This is a genomic window from Shinella sp. WSC3-e (assembly GCF_945994535.1).
In the GTDB taxonomy this organism is placed as follows: domain Bacteria; phylum Pseudomonadota; class Alphaproteobacteria; order Rhizobiales; family Rhizobiaceae; genus Shinella; species Shinella yambaruensis.
On the sequence record NZ_OZ000532.1, the window covers coordinates 227501 to 242314 of the forward strand.

Annotated in this window: 14 protein-coding genes (1 of these 14 running past the window's edge); 8 read left to right on the forward strand and 6 right to left on the reverse strand. The window is 67.2% G+C overall.

The window, feature by feature from the left end; translation table 11 throughout:
* From AABF56_RS27770 to AABF56_RS27795, 6 genes are all read left to right on the forward strand, one after another.
* A protein-coding gene (locus AABF56_RS27770) for an FAD-dependent oxidoreductase (protein ID WP_272808303.1) crosses the window boundary here: on the forward strand, positions 1 to 168 show its 3' end. It extends 945 nt beyond the left edge of the window; only the last 168 of its 1113 coding nucleotides appear in the window; the start codon falls outside the window, past its left edge; its stop codon occupies positions 166 to 168.
* A gap of 124 nt (positions 169 to 292) precedes the next feature.
* Positions 293 to 919, forward strand: a complete 627-nt coding sequence (locus AABF56_RS27775) for a hypothetical protein (RefSeq protein ID WP_272808304.1) — start codon at positions 293 to 295, stop codon at positions 917 to 919.
* Positions 920 to 1016: 97 nt separating this feature from the next.
* Positions 1017 to 2771, forward strand: a complete 1755-nt coding sequence (locus AABF56_RS27780; RefSeq protein ID WP_272808305.1) for an alkaline phosphatase — start codon at positions 1017 to 1019, stop codon at positions 2769 to 2771.
* A 72-nt stretch (positions 2772 to 2843) separates the two neighbouring features.
* The gene (locus tag AABF56_RS27785; RefSeq protein WP_244770260.1) at positions 2844 to 3308 is read left to right on the forward strand and encodes a hypothetical protein; all 465 of its coding nucleotides are present in this window, start codon (positions 2844 to 2846) and stop codon (positions 3306 to 3308) included.
* 2 nt (positions 3309 to 3310) lie between these two features.
* Complete coding sequence (locus AABF56_RS27790) at positions 3311 to 3997, forward strand: ABC transporter ATP-binding protein (protein WP_272808306.1); 687 nt, start codon at positions 3311 to 3313, stop codon at positions 3995 to 3997.
* On the forward strand, positions 3994 to 5256 hold the full coding sequence (locus tag AABF56_RS27795; RefSeq protein ID WP_272808307.1) for an FtsX-like permease family protein: 1263 nt from the start codon (positions 3994 to 3996) through the stop codon (positions 5254 to 5256). Before AABF56_RS27790 ends, AABF56_RS27795 begins: the two co-directional genes overlap by 4 nt.
* 77 nt (positions 5257 to 5333) lie before the next feature.
* Here the strand turns inward: AABF56_RS27795 and AABF56_RS27800 are convergent, their stop codons facing one another.
* The 6 genes from AABF56_RS27800 to AABF56_RS27825 form a co-directional block, all read right to left on the reverse strand.
* Positions 5334 to 7034: a dihydroxyacetone kinase family protein gene (locus AABF56_RS27800; protein ID WP_272808308.1), complete on the reverse strand. Its 1701-nt coding sequence runs from the start codon at positions 7032 to 7034 to the stop codon at positions 5334 to 5336.
* 35 nt (positions 7035 to 7069) lie between these two features.
* Positions 7070 to 8008, reverse strand: coding sequence for a sugar phosphate isomerase/epimerase family protein (locus AABF56_RS27805; protein WP_272808309.1), 939 nt, complete (start codon positions 8006 to 8008; stop codon positions 7070 to 7072).
* A gap of 39 nt (positions 8009 to 8047) precedes the next feature.
* On the reverse strand, positions 8048 to 9586 hold the full coding sequence (locus tag AABF56_RS27810; protein ID WP_272808310.1) for a tripartite tricarboxylate transporter permease: 1539 nt from the start codon (positions 9584 to 9586) through the stop codon (positions 8048 to 8050).
* Between the two features lie 33 nt (positions 9587 to 9619).
* The gene (locus AABF56_RS27815; RefSeq protein WP_244770254.1) at positions 9620 to 10120 is read right to left on the reverse strand and encodes a tripartite tricarboxylate transporter TctB family protein; all 501 of its coding nucleotides are present in this window, start codon (positions 10118 to 10120) and stop codon (positions 9620 to 9622) included.
* A gap of 64 nt (positions 10121 to 10184) precedes the next feature.
* Positions 10185 to 11177: a Bug family tripartite tricarboxylate transporter substrate binding protein gene (locus AABF56_RS27820; protein ID WP_272808311.1), complete on the reverse strand. Its 993-nt coding sequence runs from the start codon at positions 11175 to 11177 to the stop codon at positions 10185 to 10187.
* A 70-nt stretch (positions 11178 to 11247) separates the two neighbouring features.
* Positions 11248 to 12282 carry a 4-hydroxythreonine-4-phosphate dehydrogenase PdxA gene (locus AABF56_RS27825; RefSeq protein ID WP_272808312.1) on the reverse strand — a complete coding sequence of 345 codons (1035 nt, stop codon included), beginning with the start codon at positions 12280 to 12282 and terminating at the stop codon, positions 11248 to 11250.
* A gap of 187 nt (positions 12283 to 12469) precedes the next feature.
* Here AABF56_RS27825 and AABF56_RS27830 point away from each other — a divergent pair, with 187 nt between their 5' ends.
* Entirely contained in the window at positions 12470 to 13171 is a 702-nt protein-coding gene (locus tag AABF56_RS27830; protein WP_272808313.1) for a GntR family transcriptional regulator, read from the forward strand.
* Between the two features lie 583 nt (positions 13172 to 13754).
* Complete coding sequence (ytfQ, locus tag AABF56_RS27835; protein WP_272808314.1) at positions 13755 to 14717, forward strand: galactofuranose ABC transporter, galactofuranose-binding protein YtfQ; 963 nt, start codon at positions 13755 to 13757, stop codon at positions 14715 to 14717.
* Positions 14718 to 14814 lie beyond the last annotated feature (97 nt).

Consider the following 14814-nt stretch of genomic DNA (forward strand, 5'->3'; position numbering starts at 1 on the left):
CGCGGGGAGAAGGGCGGCATCGTCATGGCCGGACGCCTCGCCACGCAGGTCGGGAAGGACCCGCGCATCCATCTCGTCGGCTACGGCCCCTCCGCCTCCACCATCGGCGCCAACCGCGCGGGCGCGGCGGCGGCGCGCGAGCTTGCGACCCATCTCGGCCTGTTGTGAGCCCTGCACGGGCCGCGGCGTCGGAACGGCAAGGCGGCTGCGATCGAGCCGCGCCCTGAAAGGAAGACGACGAGTGCCGCTTGGGGATAGGATGGCGCATCGTCCCTGATCCCGGTGGAGCACCATGCCCCTTCAAAACCGCGTCACCCCCTTCGGCGAGATCGTCGCGCTCCCGCAGCGCGGCCTCTTTACCGGCAATCGCGGCATCATCCATGACCCGGCGACGAAGACGCTGCTTTCGAAGCGCTGGGCGTCCAGGGCCTGGCTGGTCTGCCTCTGCGACTTCCAGGGTCGCCGCCGGAAGGTGATGGGAGGGCGGAGCTGGACCGAGCTGTTCTTCCTCGACGAGGCGGTCGCCCTTGCCGCCGGCCATCGGCCCTGCTTCTTCTGCCGCAGGGAGGCAGCGCAGCGCTTCCAGGCGTGCTGGGCATCGGCGAAGGACGAGCCGCCGCCCGCCGCCGGCGCAATGGATGCCGTCCTGCACGGCGAACGCCTGGAGCGCCGGCGCAAGCGCCTGCACCCGATCGCCGGGCCGCTGGCGGCGCTTCCCGACGGCGCCGTCGTGGCGGCGGGCGGGCACGCCTTCACGCTTCGTGCCGGCCTCGCCCACCGCTGGACCGCCGAAGGCTACGCCCTACCGCAACGCCTCGACAGCGCGGATGCCCTGCTGACGCCGCCGTCGACGGTCATGGCCCTCGGTGCCGGCTATCGGCCCGTCTTCCATCCATCGATCGAGCGAGGTCCGGTTTGAGCGACGATCACAGGAGTGTCACGGCCGTGTAATACGCCTGTCATCCAGGCTTTCTATGCGCAGGGGGCCAACGCACCGCTCAAGAGAGGCTCCTCCCATGCGTGAACTCATCCTCGCCCTGGCATCGGCAACGATCCTGGCCGGCACTGCAAACGCCGCAACCGTCTATCCCATCGATCGCGCGACGATCCTCGTCGGCTCGCCATTCGACTTCAAGGTCGAGTTCGATGCGGTCGTGACACCGGAAGACGTGAAGGTCACCGTCAACGGCAAGGACTATGCCGACGTCTTCGGCAAGGCCGCCGAATTCGTCGCGGAGGAAAAGGGCGCCGAGGACAAGGTACTGGGTTCGGCGCTCATCCTGCGCGACCTGGCGATCGGCACGGCCGGCGCCTACACGGTCGAGGTTTCCGCCGGCGGCGAAACACAGTCGGTCAACTGGGAGGTCTACGAGACCGCCGCCCAGCCGAAGGCGAAGAACATCATCTTCCTGATCGCCGACGGCCTGTCCGTCGCCCACCGCACCGGTGCACGCATCATGTCCAAGGGCATGACCGAGGGCAAGGCGAACGGCCGCCTGGCGATGGACGACATCCCGCCGGTCGCCTTCATCGGCACGTCCTCCACCCATTCGATCGCCACCGACAGCGCCAACACCATGTCGGCCTACATGACCGGCCACAAGTCGCGCGTCAACGCGCTCGGCGTCTATGCCGACCGCACGCCGGCAAGCCTCGACGACCCGAAGGTCGAGACCATCGCCGAGGCGCTGCGCCGGAACACCAAAAAGTCCATCGGCATCGTCTCCACCTCGGAACTTCAGGATGCGACACCCGCCGCGCTCGTCGCCCATACGCGCAAGCGCGCCGACAAGGCCGAGATCGTCGGCATGATGCTCGACGTCAAGCCGGACGTCCTGCTCGGCGGCGGCTCGGCCTATTTCCTCTCCAAGGATGTGCCGGGCTCCAAGCGCAAGGACGACAAGGACTATATCGCCGAGTTCCGTAATGCCGATTATGCAATCGCGACCGACAAGGCCGAGCTCGCCGCGGCCGCAGGATCGAACCAGGAGCGTCTGCTCGGCCTGTTCCATACCGGCAATCTGGACGTGACCCTCGACCGCGAATTCCTCAAGAAGGGCACCGTCGACAAGTTCCCGAGCCAGCCCGGCCTCGTCGACATGACCAGGGCCGCGCTCGACAAGCTTTCCAAGAACCCGGAAGGCTTCTTCCTGATGGTGGAGGCCGCGTCGGTCGACAAGATGAGCCACCCGCTCGACTGGGACCGCGCGCTCGTCGAGACGATCGAGTTCGACAAGGCCGTCGGCGTTGCCCGCGAATTCGCCGAGAAGAACCCGGACACGCTGATCGTCGTGACCGGCGACCACACGCACGGCGTCGCCATCATCGGCACGGTCGATGACGAGAAGCCCGGCGAGGTGATGCGCGAGAAGGTCGGCACCTATGACGATGCCGGCTTCCCGAACTACGAGGACAAGGACGGAGACGGCTATCCGGACCGCATCGACGTCTCGCGCCGCCTGTTCCTGGCCGCCAACAACGGCCCGGACCATTACGAGACCTTCCGCCCGAAGCTGGACGGCCCGTTCGTGCCGGCCGTGCAGAACGAGGCGAAGGAATACGTCGCCAACGAGGCCTACAAGGATGTGCCCGGCGCCGTCTTCGTCGAGGGTAACATCCCGAAGGAAGGCGACACGGGCGTGCATGCCGTGGACGACGTCGTGCTGCAGGCCGCAGGTCCCGGCTCCGAAGGGTTCCGCGGCTACATGGAGCAGAGCGACGTCTACCGCGTGCTGGCCGATGCCTTTGCGCTCGGCGTACCGAAGGAATGACACCAGACCTTGCTGGACAGGCGGCCCGCGCCGCCTGTCCACGCTCCTGCCGATAAAGAAGGAGGCCCGGCCATGACGCAGATGGACCGCGTGTCGTTCGAAAGGCGCCGGCTGCTTTGCGCGCTGGCGGCCTTGCCCGCTCTCGCCCTTTCCCGCCCGGCCCTTGCCGGCGAAACGCTCGGCTTCGGCGAACTCTACAAGAGCTTCGGCGTGCTCGGCCTCGAATTCTCCGACAAGGTGAAGCGGCTGAACGGGCGGGAGGTCGCCATGAAGGGTTTTATGGCCCCGCCGCTGAAGGCCGAGGCGAATTTCTTCGTGCTCACCGAAATCCCGATGTCGCTCTGCCCCTTCTGCTCCTCGGATGCCGACTGGCCGGACAATATCCTTGTCGTCTACCTCGCCGAAAAGCAGACCTTCGTGCAGTACAATGCGCCGATCGAGGCGCGGGGCATGCTGGAATACGGCTCGTGGGTCGATCCCGAAACCGGATTCGTCAGCCAGCTGCGCCTGCGCGACGCCGCATTCGAGACGGTCTGACGATGCTCGCGCTCGATATTGCCGCCCTGGAGATGCGCTTTCCCGGCCTTGATGCGCCGGTGCTTTCCATCGAAAACCTGCACCTTCCCGCCGGCGGCGGACTCGCGATCACGGGCGCCTCCGGTTCGGGCAAGAGCACGCTGGTCAATGTCGTCACCGGGCTGGAGCCCGCAACGCAAGGGTCCGTTTCCTGGGGGGACATGGAAATCACCCGCCTGCCCACCGGCCGGCGCGATGCCTTCCGCGCCGCCCATATCGGCCTCGTGATGCAGGATTTCCACCTCTTCCCCGGCCTTTCGGCCTACGAGAACGTCGTGCTGCCGGTGCGGCTCGCCCGCCGCCTGAAGCCGGGCGAGCGCGAACGCGCCCTCCACCTGCTCGAAATCAGCGGCATTGCCCGCCCCGGCCAGCCCATCGAGACGCTGTCGCGCGGCGAGATGCAGCGCGTGGCGGTGGCGCGGGCGCTGCTGCCGAAACCCGGCGTGATCGTCGCCGACGAACCGACGGCGAGCCTCGACCGCCGCATCGGCGGCGAGGTGGCCGACCTCATCGTGCGGCTTGCCCGCGCGGAAGGTGCCACGCTGCTCGTCGTGACCCACGACCCGGCCCTGGTGGAGCGCATCGGCCGGCATATCATCCTCGACGGCGGCCGCATCATCGAGGACGCCGGGAAGGCGGAAGCGGCATGATGGGCTTCATCCTCGCCGATCTTCGCCGGTTCAAGGGCGGCGCGCTCGCCGTCGTCGTGCTGATCGCGCTTTCGGTCGCGCTCAGCGTCGCCGTCACGCTGCAGGAGCGGGCCGTCCGGCTCGGCAGCGCGCGGGCGGCGGAAAAGTTCGACCTCGTCGTCGGCGCTGCCGGCAGCGAGACGCAGCTTGCCCTGTCGGCCGTCTTCCTCCAGCCATCCCCCCTGCCCCTGATGTCCGGCGCCGTGCTGGAAAAGCTCGCGCGGGATCCGCGCGTTTCCTTCGCCGCCCCCGTCGGCTTCGGCGATTCCGCCGATGGCCGCCCGGTCGTTGGCACGACGACGGCGCTGGTCGCCGCCCTGTCGCCGACGCTTGCGGAAGGGGCGGTCTTCGCCCGCCTCGGCGAGGCGGTGATCGGCGCCGACGTGCCGATGCGCCTCGGGGCGCAGATCAAGCCGATGCACGGCGCGGCCGATAGCGGCGGCCATACCCATGTCGAACTCGCCTATACGGTGCGCGGCCGCATGGCGCCGACCGGCACCGCCTGGGACCGGGCGATCCTCGTGCCGATCCGGGCCGTCTGGCAATTGCACGGCATGGGAGCGGAGGCCGAACACGAGCACGACCACGGCGACGAAGCGCCAGACGGCGCCGCGGCGGAGGATCATGACCACGCGGTCCATGTCGAGCCGGACGCGGCGCTCGACGAACATTTCGATGCCGAAACGCCCGGCATCCCCGCCGTCCTCGTCAAGCCGAAGACCATGGGCGACGCCTACCGCCTGCGCCAGGAATATCGCAGCGAGACGACGCTCGCCGTGTTCCCCGCCGAAGTGCTGACCCGTCTCTATGCGACGCTCGGCGATGCCCGCAGCTTGCTGCTCGCGATCGCCATCGCCACGCAGGCGATCGTCGTCGCCGCCATCCTGCTCGTCACGATCATGCATGTCGGCGCCCGCCGGCGGCAGATCGGGGCGCTCAGGGCCTTTGGCGCCCCGCGGCGGGCGGTCTTCGCCATCGTCTGGGGTGAACTCTTCCTGCTGCTGCTGGCCGGTTTCGCCCTCGGCCTTGCCGTCGGCTATGGCGCGGCGCGGGCCATCTCCGCCGCCCTCGCCTCCGCGACGGCGGTCCATATGCCCGTGGAATTCGCCCGGGCGGATCTCCCGCTGGCGATATGGTTCGCCGCTCTTGCGGTGCTGGTGTCGATCGTACCGGCGCTCTCGGCTCTCCGCCTCAGCCCGGCGGCCGCCTTGAGAGCCTGATGCAGCTGAAGGCAGGTTGGTCCGCATGGCCCGGCAAAAATCGCCGGGCCCGTTTCCGGAATTGCTCTGTCGACCGGTCAGATAGCCTCGCCGATGATCTTTGCGACCAGCGCCAGTGAAATCGCGCCGGCGTCCGGATGGCCGATGCTGCGTTCGGCGAGCGGGCGGGCACGGCCGAGTTTCGGCGTCAGCGCGGCGGTGGCGTCGGCCGCTGCCGTCGCAGCGGCCGCAGCATCGATCCAGGCGGATTTCAGCGGCTTGCCGGCCGCAAACGACGCCTCCAGCGCCTCGACGAAGGGCACGAGCGCATCGACGAGGGTCTTGTCGCCGACGCGGGCGCGGCCAAGCCGCGTCACGGCATCGAGCGCAAGACGCGCGCCCCTGACCACGGCAGCGTCATCGAGAACGGCATCGTCGGAAAGCGCGTTGCTCCAGGCGCGCAGCAGCAGGCCCCAGATGGCACCCGACGTGCCGCCCGCGCGGTCCGCCCAGGCATCGCCGGCGACCGCAAGCGTGCTCGCGGCGCCGGCACCGGCGGCGAGTGCCTGCCTGACGGCGTCCGCGGCGGCGGCGGAGCCGCGGCGCATGCCCTGGCCATGGTCGCCGTCGCCGGCCTGCGCGTCGATGCGGCCCAGCTCGTCCTCCGCGTCCTTCAACCCTTTCGCGGCAAGGCCGAGAAGCCTTGCGATGCAGGCCGCGTCCTTGCGCGAGGCGGCCGAGGACGGGCCGAAGGTCGGCGCGGCATCCTCGTTGACGATGGCGTCGGTGGCACGCTCCGTGCGGATCTCGCCGCCGCGGCGGAGGACGGGCGCATCGCAGGCCGCTGTCCAGTAGGTTTCGAGCTCCGCATCCAGCCACATCAGCGTCAGCGAGCAGCCCTGCATGTCGAGGCTGGTGACATATTCCCCCGCCTCGGGTGCCACGATCTCCAGCCCCGCCGCCTTCAGCAGCCCGGAGATCGCGGTCCAGAGGACGAAGAGCTCCTCGTATTTCGTGGCGCCGAGACCGTTCAGCACCGCCGCGACACGCGTGACGCCCTGCGGGCGCTCGGCAAGAAGCCTTTCGACGAGGAGGGCCGCAAGATCCTTCGCCGGCACGACGGCCTCCTCGCGGATGCCCGGTTCGCCATGGATGCCGAGGCCGAGCGCCATGCGGCCTTGCGGCACGGTGAAGAGCGGGCCGCCGGCGCCGGGCAAGGTGCAGCCGTCGAAGGCGACGCCGAAGGAGACGGTGCGGTCGTTGGCATGGCGCGCAATGCGCTCCACCTCGTCGAGGGAAAGACCGGCTTCCGCCGCCGCGCCCGCGACCTTGAACACGGCAAGATCGCCCGCAATGCCGCGGCGCTTTCCATGCGCCTCGGCCGGCGCGCTCGCCACGTCATCGGTGACCGGAACGATGCGGACATCGATGCCCTCGGCCCTGAGACGCTCGGCGGCGACACCGAAATTCAGCACGTCGCCGGCATAGTTGCCGAAGCCGAGCAGGATACCGCCGCCGTGATCGGCCTGCCGGCAGACGCGGGCGACCGCCGCCGTCGAGGGCGAGGCGAAGACATCGCCGGCAACCGCCGCGTCCGCCATGCCCGGGCCGACATAGCCGGCAAAGGCCGGATAATGCCCCGAACCGCCGCCGACGACGACCGAGACCTTGCCCTTCGGTACCCGCGTCGCCCGCACCACGCCGCCGCGCACGAGGCGGACATGGCGGCTGTAGAGATCGGCAAAGCCGGCAAGCGCGGTGGCCGCGAAATCCTCCGGTGCATCGAAGATGGTGGTCATGGTGATCGTCCCTCGTCTTGTGCTGGATCGTCTTGTCAGCGGCGCGGCAGGATGCGCCGCAGGTAATCGCGGTTGGCTGCCGAGACCGAAAGGCCATCGCCGCCGTAGTGCTCGCAAAGGAAGGCGCTGCGGAAGCCGTGCGCAAGCGCCATGCGGATGGCGGCGCGGTAATTGATGATGCCGGTCTCCAGCGGCGCCGGATGGGTGACGATCGCCCCCGTTCCCGGATCCTCCGTGCGCGTATAGTTCTTGACGTGCCAGTATTTCGCGAAGGGCGCGACCTTCTCCATCATCTCCTGCCAGTGCTCCACGGGGCGGTGCAGGCGGATGAGGTTGCCGATATCCGCGTTGATGCCGACATTCGGCAGGCCGACCGCCTCGACGAAGCGCACGCTGCTGTCCGCCGTGCCGAGATAGGTGTCCTCGTACATTTCCAGCGCCATCTCGATGCCGAGCTCCTCGGCATGGCGACCGAGCTCGCGGATGCGCGCGACGGCCTTCTGCCAGACGGCCGGATCATCGGGATTACACGGGCCATCGACCGTCCAGAACCAGAGCGCCTTCTTCTGCCCGGCCGTCAGCGGCTCGAAGAGGCCGAAGGAGACGGCGCTCGCGCCGATCGCCTTCGCCGTGTCGATGACGCGGTGGCCATAGGCGAGATAGGCATCGCCGTGGACGGCATCGATAACGCTGCGGCGGGAGGTCGAGATCGCCGGGATCGTCAGGCCGAGCGAGCGCACCAGCGCCATGAAGGCGTCGAGCCGTGCCGGCGAAAGATCGGCGAGCCGCAGCCAGCTGTCCGTCGGGTCGAGCTCGGTGAAGCCGGCATCGACGACGTCGTCGAGCGTCGCGGCCCATTCCTCGACGGACTGGTCCTGCACCGAACGGCCATCCGCCAGGAGGTTCGGATACTGGATCATCGCGGCCGCGATCGGCCAGGTTTCACGGGTCCATGCGGGCGCCGGAACGGTCATGACGAACTCCTGGTGCGGAAAAGGCGGGGAGCCGGCGGATCAGACCGCCGGCGTGCCGTCCTGCGGGGACTTGGGAACGCCGAGCCGGCGGCGGCGCGAGATGCCGAGGAGCCAGAAGACGAGCGGCGAGAAGAGCAGCGCAAGGCCGACCAGCATCAGCGTCGTCACCAGCCCGTTCGACCAGAAGACCGAGAGCTGGCCGCCGGACAAGAGCATGGACTGCCGGAAGGCATCCTCCGCCTTGTCGCCGAGCACCATGGCAAGCACGAGCGGGGCAAGCGGATAATCGAGCTTCTTGAAGACATAGCCGAGGAGGCCGAAGAGAAGCACCAGCCACATGTCGCTGACGGCATTGCCGACCTGGTAGGCGCCGGACAGGATGATGGCGACGATGATCGGCCCGATGATGGCGAAGGGCACGCGCAGGATCGAGGCATAGAGCGGCACGGTGGCGATCACCAGCACGACGGCGACGATGTTGCCGAGATACATGGAGGCGATCAGGCCCCAGACGAAATCCGGCCGGTCGGTGAAGAGCGTCGGACCGGGCGTCAGGCCCCAGATCATCAGGCCGCCCATCATGACCGCCGCGGTGGCCGAGCCCGGCACGCCGAGCGCCAGCATGGGCAGCAACGCGGAGGTGCCGGCGGAATGGTCGGCCGTCTCCGGCGCGACGACGCCGCGCGGATCGCCCTTGCCGAACTGCGACTTGTCGCGGGCCGAGCGGCGGGCGACGCCGTAGCTCATGAAGGAGGCCGCCGTCGGGCCGGCGGGCGTGATGCCCATCCAGATGCCGATCAGCGTGGAGCGGGCAATGGTGAACCAGTAGCGCGGCATCTCGACCAGCGTGCGGCCGATCTCGACGAGCCTCACGCGCGCCTTGATGCCCTCGAAGCGCAGCCCCTCCTCCGTGGTCAGCAGCAGTTCGCCGATGCCGAAGAGACCCATGACGGCGATGAGGAACGAGACGCCCTTGATGAGTTCGGGAATGTCGAAGGTCAGGCGCAGGTTGCCCGAGATCGTGTCCATGCCGACGGAGGCGAGCGCGAAGCCGATCATCATGGAGACGAGCGTCTTGAACGGCGACTGGGCGCCCATCGAGATGAAGCTTGCGAAGGCGAGGAAATAGACGGCGAAATATTCCGGCGAGGAGAAGCGCAGCGCGAAATTGGCGACCCAGCCGGAGAGCAGCGTGATCATCACGACACCCGCAAGCGCGCCGAGGCCGGCCGAGACGAAGGCGAGCGTCAACGCCCGGCTCGCCTCGCCCTTCTTGGCCATCGGATAGCCGTCGAAGGTGGTGGCGACGGAAGAGGGCTCGCCCGGAATGTTGAAGAGGATGGAGGTCGTCGACCCGCCGAAGAGCGCGCCCCAATACATGCAGGAGAGCAGGATGATGGCCGAGATCGGATCCATCGAGAAGGTGAGCGGCAGGAGCAGCGACACGCCGTTGGGCGCACCGAGGCCGGGCAGCACGCCCACCAGGATGCCGAGCGTGACGCCGAGCATCATGAGCAGGATGTGGTTGAAGCTCAGGATATGGCCGAAGCCGTCCATGAGAAGACCGATATTTTCCATGTCTTTCCTCCGAAGACCGGCGCCCTCGCGCGATCAGTAGATCCCGAAGAAGGCCTCGACCGGACCCTTCAGGAGCGGAACCTTGAAGCCGATCTCGAAAATGACGAAGAAGAAGAGGGCGACGCCCATGCCCGCGGCAAGGCCGGCCCACCACTTGTACTTGCCCTGGAAGGTCATCGTTCCGGCGATGTAGAGCGCCGTGCCGACATAGAGGCCGAGGAGGGTGGAGACCGCCGCGAAGGCGACGAGCGGCAGCAGGAAGCCGAGCACGACCTTGAAGCGCGCCATGTCGACGAAGATCTCGCCGCTGCCGCGATGCTTGACGACAGCGTAGACGAGGTTCATCGCGCTGCCGAAGACGATCAGCAGGCCGATATAGAAGGGGAAATAGCCGGCATCCGGCCCCATCTCCGTCCAGCCCGCGCCGGCCTCTATCGAGCCGTAGGCGACGGCGATGCCGAAGGCGCCCGTCAGGAGGGCGACGCCCGTTTCCATGGCGAAACGGGAAAGCCCATTCGCGCTGTTCTCACGCATGGATCAGACCTTTCCGAAAGGGGGTGCGGATGCCGTGGGGCATCCGCGCGGAACCTTGGGAGGTTCAGTTCGCAAGCCAGCCTTCGCGTTTCAGCACGGCGCTGACGGCGGCTTCGTCCTTCTTGATGAAGTCCGCAAACTCCGCGCCGCTCATATAGGTGCCGGACTGCGAGGTGTCGGCAAGATATTTCTGCCATTCCGGCGTCTCGGACACCTTCTTCAGGACATCCGCATAGAAGCTGACGACCTCGGGCTCGACACCGGCGGCAAGCCAGACGGTGCGCGGCATGGCGTAGTTGTCGATGGCGATGCCGCTGTCCTTGCAGGTCGGGATGTCAGCCCAGCCCTGGTCGCCGGCCACCTTCGCATCGCTCTTCAGCTTTTCCGACTTGAAAACGCAGACCGGCTTGACCATGCCGGCCTGCCACTGGCCGAGGTTCTCGCTCGGATTGTTGACATTGGCCGCGACGTGGTCGCCGGCAAGCTGCACGGCCGCCTCGCCGCCGCTCTTGAACGGAACGTAGCCGATATCGGCACCGGTCGCCTCGTTGATCATCGAGGTGAGGATCTGGTCGACGTCCTTGGACTGGCTGCCGGCGACCTTCAGCGTGCCCGGCGCCGCCTTGGCCTTCTCGACGAAATCGGCGGCCGTCTTGATGTCGGACTTGCCGTTGACCCAGAGCACGAACTCGTCGGAGGCGAGCGCGGCGACCGGCGTCAGGTCGGCGGCGGTGTAGGGCACCTTGGCGCGCACGGGCAGCAGATAGGCATTGTTCGTCCCGAAGGTCAGCTTGTGGGCATCGCCCTTTGCGGTCGCGGCATAGACGAAGCCCTCCGCGCCGCCGGCGCTGCCCTTGTTGGTCACCACCACCGGCGCCTTCATCAGCTCGTACTTGGCGATGATCGACTGGATGGTGCGGGCGAAGATATCCGTGCCGCCGCCGGGGCCGGCCGTGACGACGAATTCGACCGGGCGCTCCGGCTCGAAGGCGAAGGCCGGCAGGGCGACGCCCGATGCGGCCGCGACGATGCAGGCAATGGTAAGGGACTTTTTCATCTTGCTCCTCCGTTGGGATGATCCCGGCACGAACCTCCTCCGTGCCGGTATACCTCAAAAATTCGACAGGTCAGGCGGCGGCCGAAAGCGCGGCGGCCTTTTTCGCCATGCGCGCGGCCAGAAGCAGCGCCTCGCGGCTCGCCCCGACATCGGCAATGCCCTTGCCGGCAATGTCATAGGCCGTGCCGTGGGCCGGCGTGCAGAGCGGGAACGGCAGGCCGCCCATCATGGTGACGCCCTTGTCGAAGCCCATGAGCTTCATCGCGATCTGGCCCTGGTCGTGATACATGGTCATGACCGCCTGGAAGCCGTCCTTCAGGGCACGCAGGAAGACGGTATCGGCCGGGAACGGACCCTCGACATCGAAACCGCGCGCCTTCGCCGCCGCGACGGCAGGCTCGATGATGTCGATCTCCTCCATGCCGAAGGAACCGCCGTCGCCGGCATGCGGGTTGAGGCCGGCGACCGCGATCCTCGGATTGTCGTAGCCGGCATTGCGCAGGCAGGCCGCGGTGAGCTCGATCTCGGCGAGGATCGCCTCGACCGAAAGCGCCGCCGCCACGTCCTTCAGCGGAATGTGCGAGGTGACGCGCGCATTCCAGACCTTTTCCAGCACGTTGAACTCGCGGACCTTGCCGGTGAAGCCGATGACATCGGCGACGAAGCGGATCTCGTCGTCATAACCCGGATAGGCATAGCGCATGGCCTTCTTGTTGAAGGGCGTGAAGCAGACGGCCCCGGCCTTGCCCTGATCGGCAAGCTGCAGCGCGGTGCGGAAATTGGTCGTCGCGAATGTGCCGCCGGCAAGCGTCGCCTCACCGCGCGCCACGTCCGCCGGATCGAGATGGGCAAGGTCGATGAAGACATGGCGCTCGCCGCCCGCCGCACCGAAGGTCTCGAGCGTTGCGGCCTCCAGGTCGAGGGTGAGGCCGGCCGCTTTCGCGCCCTCGTCGAGAATGCGGCGATCGCCGATCACCACGAGATGGGCCGCGGCCTTGACGTCGTCGAGCGCGATGATGCGGGCGGTCAGCTCGGGGCTGATGCCGGCCGGGTCGCCCATGGCGAGCGCGATAACGGGACGCGCGTCTTTTGCGCTCTCGGTCATGATGAAGCTCCTCCGCTGCATTCTGTATGCAGCTTTCATACGGCATCCAAAATGCTGCATCAAGTCTTTTGTATTCTGTATGCAGCATTTTTTATTGACGCCACCGTCCCGGCTCTTCATGCTCGCACCAAATCGCCAACGCGGCCGGCGCCCTCGGGCCGGACCTGAAAGACGCAAGATCAAAGACATGGATGAGATCAGAAGCTTGGGGCTCCCGGAAAGCAGCCTGCCGGAACCGATCCGCCGCACGGCGCTGCACGACACGCTCGTCGGCCGCCTGCGCGACATGATCATCGAGGGGCACCTGTCGCCGGGAACGCGCCTCAACGAAGGCCAGCTCGGCCAGATGCTCGGCGTTTCGCGCACCCCCCTGCGCGAGGCCATCAAATATCTGGCGAGCGAAGGCCTGGTCGAGCTCGTTCCCAGCCGCGGCGCCGTCGTGAAGCGCTTCGGGGCGAAGGACGTCAAGGACATGCTTTCGGTCCTCGCCACGCTGGAGGAACTGGCCGGCAGGCTTGCCTGCGCGAGCGCGCGCGACGAGGAGATCTCGGAAATCCGCGCCCTGCACGACCGCATGGTCCGGCATTACAAGGCGGGCGACCGCCTAGAATATTACAAGCTCAACCAGGCGATCCACACGCGAATCGTCGCCATTTCCGGCAATGCCGCGCTGGCCGAGGTGCACGGCATGCTGCAGACCAGGCTGAAGCGCATCCGCTTCGTCGGCCACGAGGGCGCCGAGAAATGGGCGGCCGCGGTCGGCGAGCACGAGGAAATGGTCGCCGCGCTGGAGGCGCGCGATGCCGACCGGCTGTCCGAAGTTCTGGGACGCCACCTGAAAAAGGCCTGGGAGCGCGTCAGCGAGACGCTGGAAGGCGCCGGCCGTTAAGAAACCGGAAGCCCCTTATAAACCGATCCCCTGTGGGAATGCCCCCCGCCTGCTTCCCCTTCCCCGGGGAAGGAAAGAACGGCAATGTTGCATTCCAAAGGCAATTGCCCCGCTTGTAGACCAGATGGTTCGCCCTGTTTCGACGAGAGCGCTCCGCTTTGCCGTCGTCGAGGTTCCGGCCATATCTCGGCAGCACCGGCCCCGAGAGCGTGCATGCTTCGATCGCACGGGCGAATCATCGATCGGCTATCCACTGTGGGACCCTTGCCCGTTCCACGGTTTCGCCGGCATCCCTGTCGGCCCCTCGTTCTTCTGTTCGCCGCCTTGCCCGCCAGCATGGGCTCGCGAACGGCAGCGGCGCCTGTTCCAGCGCGTGTTCAGTGTTTCCGCCGCAAGGCAGGCGATCTTTCGCATTCGCCGACAAGCCCTTGAAACAGCTTGCAGAACCCATCCGGCAATTCGCGCCCCTGCCCGCCTCCACGCAAAGAAAATCCCGGCACCGCAAATTTGATGGTTTACAATAGTAATACAATATGATGTTTTACCTTCGCTGCTGAGGAGCAGCTTTCTTTGGGAGGACATCATGAAATTCAAAATCGCACTCGCGAGTGCCACGATCCTTGCTGCCTCGATGTTCAGCGCCGCGTCCGCGGCCGAGCTGACCGTCGGCTTTTCGCAGATCGGGTCCGAGTCCGGCTGGCGCGCCGCCGAGACGACGCTCACCAAGCAGCAGGCCGAACAGCGCGGCATCGACCTGAAATTCGCCGATGCGCAGCAGAAGCAGGAAAACCAGATCAAGGCCCTGCGCTCCTTCATCGCGCAGGGCGTCGACGCCATTCTCGTCGCCCCGGTCGTGGCAACCGGCTGGGACGAGGTGCTGCAGGAAGCCAAGGATGCGGAAATCCCGGTCATCCTGCTCGACCGCACGGTCGACGCCCCCGACGACCTCTACCTGACCGCCGTCACCTCCGACCTCGTGCACGAGGGCAATGTCGCCGGCAAGTGGCTGGTCGACACGGTCGCCGGCAAGCCGTGCAACGTCGTCGAGCTCCAGGGCACGACCGGCTCCTCGCCCGCCATCGACCGCAAGAAGGGCTTCGAGGAAGCGCTCGCCGGCCATGACAACCTGAAGATCGTCCGCAGCCAGACAGGCGACTTCACCCGCACCAAGGGCAAGGAAGTCATGGAGAGCTTCCTGAAGGCGGAGGACGGCGGCAAGAACATCTGCGCGCTCTATGCCCACAACGACGACATGGCCGTCGGCGCCATCCAGGCGATCAAGGAAGCCGGCCTGAAGCCGGGCACCGACATCCTCGTCGTCTCGATCGACGCCGTGCCCGACATCTTCCAGGCGATGGCTGCCGGCGAAGCCAATGCCACGGTCGAGCTGACGCCCAACATGGCAGGCCCCGCCTTCGACGCCCTCGACGCCTTCCGCAAGGACGGCAAGGCGCCGCCGAAGTGGATCCAGACCGAATCGAAGCTCTATACGCAGGCTGACGATCCGGCGAAGGTCTACGAGGAGAAGAAGGGCCTCGGCTACTGATCTCACCCTGGAGCCCCGTGTCCGGCCAATGGCCGGGCGCGGGGCCTCCGCCAGGCCCGTTCGCCTCCTAGGCTGCGGGCGGCCATCCTCATCCGGG

What these genes read in the sequence shown, in the direction of transcription:
- AABF56_RS27775 (WP_272808304.1), top strand. Translation starts at nt 293, where the DNA reads ATGCCCCTTCAAAACCGCGTCACCCCCTTCGGCGAGATCGTCGCGCTC.
- AABF56_RS27780 (WP_272808305.1), top strand. Translation starts at nt 1,017, where the DNA reads ATGCGTGAACTCATCCTCGCCCTGGCATCGGCAACGATCCTGGCCGGC.
- AABF56_RS27785 (WP_244770260.1), top strand. Translation starts at nt 2,844, where the DNA reads ATGACGCAGATGGACCGCGTGTCGTTCGAAAGGCGCCGGCTGCTTTGC.
- AABF56_RS27790 (WP_272808306.1), top strand. Translation starts at nt 3,311, where the DNA reads ATGCTCGCGCTCGATATTGCCGCCCTGGAGATGCGCTTTCCCGGCCTT.
- AABF56_RS27795 (WP_272808307.1), top strand. Translation starts at nt 3,994, where the DNA reads ATGATGGGCTTCATCCTCGCCGATCTTCGCCGGTTCAAGGGCGGCGCG.
- AABF56_RS27800 (WP_272808308.1), bottom strand. Translation starts at nt 7,034, where the DNA reads ATGACCACCATCTTCGATGCACCGGAGGATTTCGCGGCCACCGCGCTT.
- AABF56_RS27805 (WP_272808309.1), bottom strand. Translation starts at nt 8,008, where the DNA reads ATGACCGTTCCGGCGCCCGCATGGACCCGTGAAACCTGGCCGATCGCG.
- AABF56_RS27810 (WP_272808310.1), bottom strand. Translation starts at nt 9,586, where the DNA reads ATGGAAAATATCGGTCTTCTCATGGACGGCTTCGGCCATATCCTGAGC.
- AABF56_RS27815 (WP_244770254.1), bottom strand. Translation starts at nt 10,120, where the DNA reads ATGCGTGAGAACAGCGCGAATGGGCTTTCCCGTTTCGCCATGGAAACG.
- AABF56_RS27820 (WP_272808311.1), bottom strand. Translation starts at nt 11,177, where the DNA reads ATGAAAAAGTCCCTTACCATTGCCTGCATCGTCGCGGCCGCATCGGGC.
- AABF56_RS27825 (WP_272808312.1), bottom strand. Translation starts at nt 12,282, where the DNA reads ATGACCGAGAGCGCAAAAGACGCGCGTCCCGTTATCGCGCTCGCCATG.
- AABF56_RS27830 (WP_272808313.1), top strand. Translation starts at nt 12,470, where the DNA reads ATGGATGAGATCAGAAGCTTGGGGCTCCCGGAAAGCAGCCTGCCGGAA.
- ytfQ (WP_272808314.1), top strand. Translation starts at nt 13,755, where the DNA reads ATGAAATTCAAAATCGCACTCGCGAGTGCCACGATCCTTGCTGCCTCG.